Origin of the sequence: Nakamurella sp. UYEF19 (genome assembly GCF_040546275.1) — a bacterium.
In the GTDB taxonomy this organism is placed as follows: Bacteria; Actinomycetota; Actinomycetes; order Mycobacteriales; family Nakamurellaceae; genus Nakamurella.
In genome coordinates this window covers 138,761-145,248 of sequence record NZ_JBEPNO010000014.1, presented here as the reverse complement: position 1 = coordinate 145,248, position 6,488 = coordinate 138,761, and the positions used below count along the sequence as shown (strand labels likewise).

The 6,488-nt window shown below is 69.1% G+C and carries 6 protein-coding genes; 1 reads left to right on the top strand and 5 read right to left on the bottom strand.

Features of this window, described 5'->3' with window-relative positions; genetic code table 11:
- Positions 1-236 precede the first annotated feature (236 nt).
- The 4 genes from ABIB25_RS18755 to ABIB25_RS18740 all read right to left on the bottom strand — a co-directional run bounded on the left by ABIB25_RS18755 (position 237) and on the right by ABIB25_RS18740 (position 3,720).
- The gene (locus ABIB25_RS18755) at positions 237-788 is read right to left on the bottom strand and encodes an SCO6045 C-terminal-like domain-containing protein (protein WP_354530010.1); all 552 of its coding nucleotides are present in this window, start codon (positions 786-788) and stop codon (positions 237-239) included.
- A gap of 175 nt (positions 789-963) precedes the next feature.
- The gene (locus ABIB25_RS18750; protein ID WP_354530025.1) at positions 964-1,785 is read right to left on the bottom strand and encodes an MbnB/TglH/ChrH family RiPP precursor modification enzyme; all 822 of its coding nucleotides are present in this window, start codon (positions 1,783-1,785) and stop codon (positions 964-966) included.
- A gap of 17 nt (positions 1,786-1,802) precedes the next feature.
- Positions 1,803-2,738, bottom strand: coding sequence for a TIGR04222 domain-containing membrane protein (locus ABIB25_RS18745; RefSeq protein ID WP_354530009.1), 936 nt, complete (start codon positions 2,736-2,738; stop codon positions 1,803-1,805).
- A gap of 109 nt (positions 2,739-2,847) precedes the next feature.
- Positions 2,848-3,720 (bottom strand): LysR family transcriptional regulator, encoded by an 873-nt coding sequence (locus tag ABIB25_RS18740; RefSeq protein ID WP_354530008.1) that lies wholly within the window; start codon positions 3,718-3,720, stop codon positions 2,848-2,850.
- Between the two features lie 69 nt (positions 3,721-3,789).
- Here ABIB25_RS18740 and ABIB25_RS18735 point away from each other — a divergent pair, with 69 nt between their 5' ends.
- Positions 3,790-4,740, top strand: a complete 951-nt coding sequence (locus ABIB25_RS18735; protein WP_354530007.1) for an EamA family transporter — start codon at positions 3,790-3,792, stop codon at positions 4,738-4,740.
- On the opposite strand, the gene ilvD is transcribed toward ABIB25_RS18735, so the two are convergent.
- The gene (gene ilvD, locus ABIB25_RS18730; protein WP_354530006.1) at positions 4,741-6,435 is read right to left on the bottom strand and encodes a dihydroxy-acid dehydratase; all 1,695 of its coding nucleotides are present in this window, start codon (positions 6,433-6,435) and stop codon (positions 4,741-4,743) included.
- Between the last annotated feature and the right edge of the window lie 53 nt (positions 6,436-6,488).

Here is a 6,488-nt window from a genome sequence, read left to right as displayed (position 1 = left end):
GCGCGCCGCTGGTGCGCGCCGCTGGTGCGCGCCGCTGGTGCGCGCCGCTGGTGCGCGCCGCTGGTGCGCGCCGCTGGTGCGCGCCGCTGGTGCGCATACAGAATTGCCCGGCGCATACGGGATTGCATGAATCGGCCGCGAAAGTGCTCGCGGAGGGTCGTCCTATATGCGCAGCTCACCAGGCGTCCTGTGGGGCAACTCGCCGGAGGGTCCTGCATGCGCAGCGGCCACGGCGTTCAGCGACTGCCGAGAGTGCTAATCCGGCCACCGATCTGGAGCAACCACCGCCCCTGACAGCGGGCAAAGCGTGGTGCCCGCCGACGCCGCGGAGCAGATCGTCCACGGTAGGAGAACAGCAGTCTCTTTTCGGTCAACTCCACCACCGCCGGGGCGGGCAGTTCCGATCTCGAGGCCAGATCCCTGGCCAGGTCCCAACCGTCGCGAACGGATCCCGCGGTCGGCCGGTGGGCCGCCCACTCTGAGAAGCGGGGCAGGAAATCGGCTGCGAGCGCGCCGGCAAGGGCCGGCCACTGCAGGGCGGTCTCACCGGCTCGCTTGCGCAGCAACGCTTTCCGGGCGGCCTCGATCCGCACCTCGTCAAAACCTGGTGGTAGTGGACCAGTCCCGGTGAGCGCTGCGACGAGAACGGCCTGGGCTGACGCGTATCCGTCGGCCGCGGATCCCGCCGCGCATCCCGCCGTCGAAGCCGCCGCCAAGACCGGCACGGATCCCGCCGCCGAGACCGGCACGGATCCCGCGGCAAAACCCGGCACGGATCCTGCCGCCAAACCCGGCACGGATCCTGCCGCCGAACCCGGCACGGATCCCGTCGCCAAACCCGGCACCGCGGGAGCTGCCCCGCCCTGCGCATATGGAATAGCCGAAAAACCACCCTCAGCGGTCATTTTCGGGCATTTCCAGCAGCGCCGGGCACTTCGGTATGCGCCGAAACGGGGGCCGAGGTCATGTCGCGGACCGGTGGGCGCTATGGCGGGCGATGGCGTCGAGCTCGGCAAGCAGCTCGTCGGCGGGCGGGTAGTGGCCGTCTCGCTCCAGCATGACGGCCGGTGGCTGCCGGCGTGAGGTCAGATCGGCGAGCAGGTCCAGTACCGCCGGCGGCATCGGATCGGTGTGGGTGTCGTGGTAGACACCGTCGTGGCCAGGCCCCTCGGAACCGCCGGCCATGTGCACGTAGGCGATGCGCTCCAACGGGATCGCGTCGAACAGCGCGGCCGCGACCTCACCGCGGTTCAGCGCATTGGCGTAGACGTTCGCCACGTCCAGCAGGAGCAGAGCGCCTGTACGGTCGAGGATCTCGGTGAGAAACTGCCCCTCGGTCAGCTCGGCGTCCGGCCAGTCGAACACGGCAGCAATGGGTTCCAGGGCGAGCGGGACGTCCAGATCGGGCATCAACATCGCCACATTCCGGACGATCGCGTCGATCGCCTCCCGGGTCCGAGGCACCGGCAGCAGGTGACCGGCCTCGACACCACCGGCCCTGACGAACGCGATGTGCTCGCTGACCAGCGACGCCCGCACCGCGGCCGCCGCGGCGGCGAATTGCTCGATCCGCTGGCGCTGCAACGGTTCCGCACCACCCAACGACACCCGGGTGCCATGCAAGACGACCGGAACACCCCGATCCATCAGGGTTCTCAACATCTCGGGCGGCCGGGATCCGATCGACTCAGCGACCACCTCGACGAGTCCGAGGTACGGCAGGCCTGCGATGAAACCGCTGATCTCCGGACGCCACCCGATCCCCACGCCGGCAACCGAGGTCACCGACCTGGTCGCGGACGTCATCCGCCGCAACCCCCTCCGCCGCAACCGCCCCCGCCACAGCTACTGCCACCGCTGTCCCCACCACCACTGCTCCCACCGCCGTCCCCGCCGTAGCTGCTGCTGCCGCCGTCGCTCCCGGCATAGCGGGGCGCCCGCACCTCGTCGGCGAAGGCCGGATCGATGGCGAACAGCGCAGTGGCACCGAAGAGAGCGACCGACAGACCCGCCCCCATCGGGCCGTAGGCCGCCCAGGCCGGATGTTGGGACACCCGCAGGTGACCGTTCGCGGCCCGGAGGTTGCGCAACACACTGGTGCCGGCGGTGGTTCGAGCGGGTACCACCGCGAGCAGGATCAGACCGAGTACGAACAGGACGAACATGACGACGAGCAGGTTGCGGAACGGGTGGCCGGTGCCGACCGCGGATGCGATCCGGGCCACTCCGATCAGCACGACGGCCAGGAGCGCACCGGCGGCCATCCGGCAGCGGGCGGACTGGGCCGGCGTCATCAACAGGCCCGCGACGCGCAGGCCGTCCCGGATCCTGTCCATCGGGAGGACAAGACGCGGATCGCCCAGGACTGCGGACGTCCGCGCCCCCGGCCCCACCACTGCGAGGATCGCCAACTGCAGTTCCGACAGCTGGGCCGGCCGGACCCCGGTGGCTACGATCCGGCCCTTGCCCGCCGTAGCCACAGCGCCCTGCGTCCGGAGCGCTGTCAGCGCGGTGTAGTAGGTCTGGGATCGGAATCCGGCCAGGTCGGCCACCTGCTCGGGATCGAGCGTCGGTTCGGGTGAAGTGGATGCACCCTGGGTGGCGGAACGGCGGATCCACACCACCACGGCGAGCGCGACGACCGCGGTCACCAGGTAGTAGTTGAGAAAATCAGGCCCGGGGATACCCCAGGTGTCACCTTCATCGGCCAGCAGTGGTGCGGACGCCGAATGATTCATGCTGTCCTCCCCGAGGTCTAGGTGGTGCGATCATAGTGACCTGACAGATCGCCTGTGCGGCAACCTTTCGACCTCATTTTTTGGCATCTGGTTCCACGCGCAAGATCATTCAGATCAGCTCGCCGTTTTCGACCACGTTCCGGGCCAGGTCAGCGAAAATCTCCACCGCGGGATGCGGCGACACCCGCGGCCACGCCAGCCGCACCGACACCGGAGGCACATCCTGGACCGGTCTGAATCGCACGCCGGGATGCGAATGGGTGAAGGACGTCGATTCCGGCGTCAGGCCGACGGCGTCACCGGCGGCGATGACAGTCAGCCACTCATCCACGTTGTCCACCTCGACCGTCCGGACCGGTCCTGCTCCGGGCTCCCACAGATCGAGGGTCGTGGTACCGATCGTCGGCGTCCACGCAAGAGTCTCCCCGGCCAGCTGGGCGAGAGACACGTTCGCGATGCCGGCCAGCGGGTGCCCTGTCGGGACGGCCGCGAGACGGCCCTCGACGAACAGCATCCGCTCGTGCAGCGTCGGATCAGTGAGGGCGCTGCGGATGACGGCCAGGTCGACCGCACCGTTGCGGAGGCCGGCGGTGCGCTCGTCGATCCGATGGACCTCGACCGGCTGTTCGGGGTGAGCTGCCCGCCAAGCACGCAGAATCGCGGTGGTATGACGGCCGAACGCCGCCCAGGAATATCCGATCCGCAGCGGCCGGATCCGGCCGGTCGCCGCATCACCCACTGCCTCGAGCGCGCGAAGTGCGTCGACCGCCGCGGGGTAGCAGGCCAGGCCGGCGGGCGTGAGACTCAGCGTCCTGGTCGTTCGCCGGACGAGAGTGACGCCGACGATCTGCTCGAACTGGATCAGCGTCCGCGACATCGCCGACTGGCTGACACCCAGGGTGATCGCGGCGTCGGTGAAGGTGCCCTCGTCGGCCACGGCGATCAGCGCCCGGAGGTGGCGTGATTCGATCTCGCTATTCATGCGTCAAGAGCATAGATGGCACAGCGCGGGCATTTCTCCAGAGAGCTGCGCGGCCCTACCGTGATCGCTGTGACCACCACCGAGCAGCACACCAGCGGGGATGCCTCCGGCGTCGCCGCGCCCGGAGCACAGCGGTCGTCGATCGCATCCGGGACGACGATGGCCGTGTCGAGTGTGGGCTCGGTCCAGTTCGGCGCAGCCATCGCCGCGACGCTGTTCCCGGTCATCGGTCCGATCGGAACCGTCACCCTGCGGCTGCTGGTCGCCGCTGTCGTGCTTGCTCTGACGAACCGGTTGTGGCGTTTCGAGTGGCGGGGGGCCCGGTTCGGCACCATCGCCCTGTTCGGGGTCGTCCTGGTCACCATGAACAGCAGCCTGTACCTGGCCCTGGACCGGCTCCCACTCGCCACCACCATCACCCTGGAATTCCTGGGTCCGCTGGCCGTCGCGTTGGGGACGGCCGCCTCGCGCCGTGAACGCTGGTGGGTGCTGCCGGCCGCAGCGGGTGTGGCGCTGCTCGGCGGCACCCTTCGCCTGCACGACCTGCTCGGCGTGGTGTTCGCCCTGATGGCCGCCGGATGTTGGGCGTCGTACATCCTGTTGTCGCGCCGGCTCGGCCGGGCCGGCGGTGGTCAGGCCGGGCTGGCATTGGCCACCGCGCTCGGCGCCGTCATCATCCTGCCGGTCGGGGTCGTGACCGCCGGCCCAATGCTCTGGCACCCCGCGACGCTCGCACTCGGCCTCGCCGTCGGGCTGCTGTCCTCGGCAATCCCCTACAGCCTCGACATGATGGCCCTACGCCGCCTGCCGACCGCAGTTTTCGGCGTGCTGACCAGCCTCAACCCGGCCGTCGGGGCGCTGGCCGGCCTGTTGATCCTGGGTCAGCATCTCCCGGTGACCGGGTTGATCGGCATCGCACTGGTGATGGCCGCCGGCGCCGGGATCACCTTGGGGGCAAGGCATTCTGGCAGGAGGTCAGCAGGATCGCCGGCTGGAACCAACGTCCAGGACACAGCCTGATCAGCTGGTGATGGCGCCGTATGCGGCCGACCCGACCAGTTTGGAGTACTTGGCCAGCACCCCACGCCGGTAGGCGTGCGGCAGCGTCTTCCAGCCGGCCCGTCTGGCCTCCAGCTCAGCCTCGTCGACCAGCAGATCGATGGTCCTGCCGGGGATGTCGACGCGGATGACGTCGCCGTCCTGGACCAGACCGACCGGACCGGCATCCGCGGCCTCTGGGGCGATGTGCCCGATGCAGAGCCCGGTGGTGCCGCCGGAGAACCGGCCGTCGGTCAGCAGCAGGACGTCCTTGCCGAGACCGGCGCCCTTGATCGCCGCGGTGATGGCCAGCATCTCGCGCATCCCGGGTCCGCCCTTGGGACCTTCCCAGCGGATGACGATGACGTCCCCGGCCTTGATGTCGCCCTCGGTCAGCGCGTCCATCGCCGCCCGCTCCCGTTCGAACACCCGGGCCGGGCCCTCGAAGACCTCAAGATCGAATCCGGCCGTCTTGACGACCGCCCCTTCGGGCGCCATGGAGCCGTGCAGGATCGCGATGCCACCCGTCTTGTGCAGGGGGTTGTCGAGCTTGCGAAGGACCTCGCCGTCGAGATCCGGTAGGTCCAGGTCCGCAAGGTTCTCGGCGAGAGTCCGGCCGGTGACGGTCAGCGCGTCGCCGTGCAGCAGGCCGACATCCAGCAGGGCCTTCATGATGACGGGAATGCCGCCGACCCGATCCATGTCGTTCATGACGAACCGGCCGAAGGGCTTCAGATCGCCGAGATGCGGTACCCGGTCGGCGATCCGGTTGAAGTCCGCGAGCGTCAGGTCGACTTCCGCCTCGTGGGCGATGGCCAGCAGGTGCAGCACGGCATTGGTCGAGCCCCCCAGCGCCATCACCACCGAGATGGCGTTCTCGAAGGCCTTCTTCGTCATGATGTCCCGCGCCGTGATGCCCTTGCGGATCAGGTCGACCACGGCCTCACCCGAGCGGTGGGCGAAGAAGTCGCGCCGACGGTCGGCGGCGGGCGGGGCGGCAGATCCTGGCAGCGACATGCCGAGCGCCTCCGCGGCCGAGGCCATCGTGTTGGCGGTGTACATGCCGCCGCAGGCTCCTTCGCCCGGGCAGATGGCCCGTTCGATCCGGCCCAGATCGGTCTCGCTCATCTTGCCGGCCTTGCAGGCGCCGACCGCCTCGAAGGCGTCGATCAGCGTGACGTTCTTCTCGGTGCCGTCCTCCAGTTTCACCCAACCCGGCGCGATGGTGCCGGCGTAGAGGAACACCGAGGCGAGGTCGAGGCGGGCAGCGGCCATCAGCATGCCGGGCAGCGACTTGTCGCACCCCGCAAGCAGAACGGAACCGTCGAGCCGTTCTGCCTGCATGACGGTCTCCACCGAGTCGGCGATCACCTCGCGGGAGACGAGCGAGAAGTGCATTCCCTCGTGGCCCATCGAGATCCCGTCGGAGACCGAGATGGTGCCGAACTGCAACGGATAGCCACCGCCGGCGTGCACGCCCTCCTTGGACGCCTGGGCCAGCCGGTCCAGCGACAGGTTGCAGGGGGTGATCTCGTTCCAGGAGCTGCCGATGCCGATCTGCGCCTTGCCCCAGTCCTCGTCACCCATCCCCACGGCCCGGAGCATGCCGCGTGACGCGGTGCTTTCGATGCCATCGGTGACCTGGCGACTGCGGGGCTTGATGTCCGGTGTGCTCACCTGCGCCAGCCTAACGGCGCTGGTGCGCGGTGACGATTCGACCGGTCTGCCAC

Bases quoted from the DNA above. Each gene is read 5' to 3' on its own strand.
- ABIB25_RS18745 (WP_354530009.1), bottom strand. From the start codon at position 2,738: ATGAATCATTCGGCGTCCGCACCACTGCTGGCCGATGAAGGTGACACC.
- ABIB25_RS18740 (WP_354530008.1), bottom strand. From the start codon at position 3,720: ATGAATAGCGAGATCGAATCACGCCACCTCCGGGCGCTGATCGCCGTG.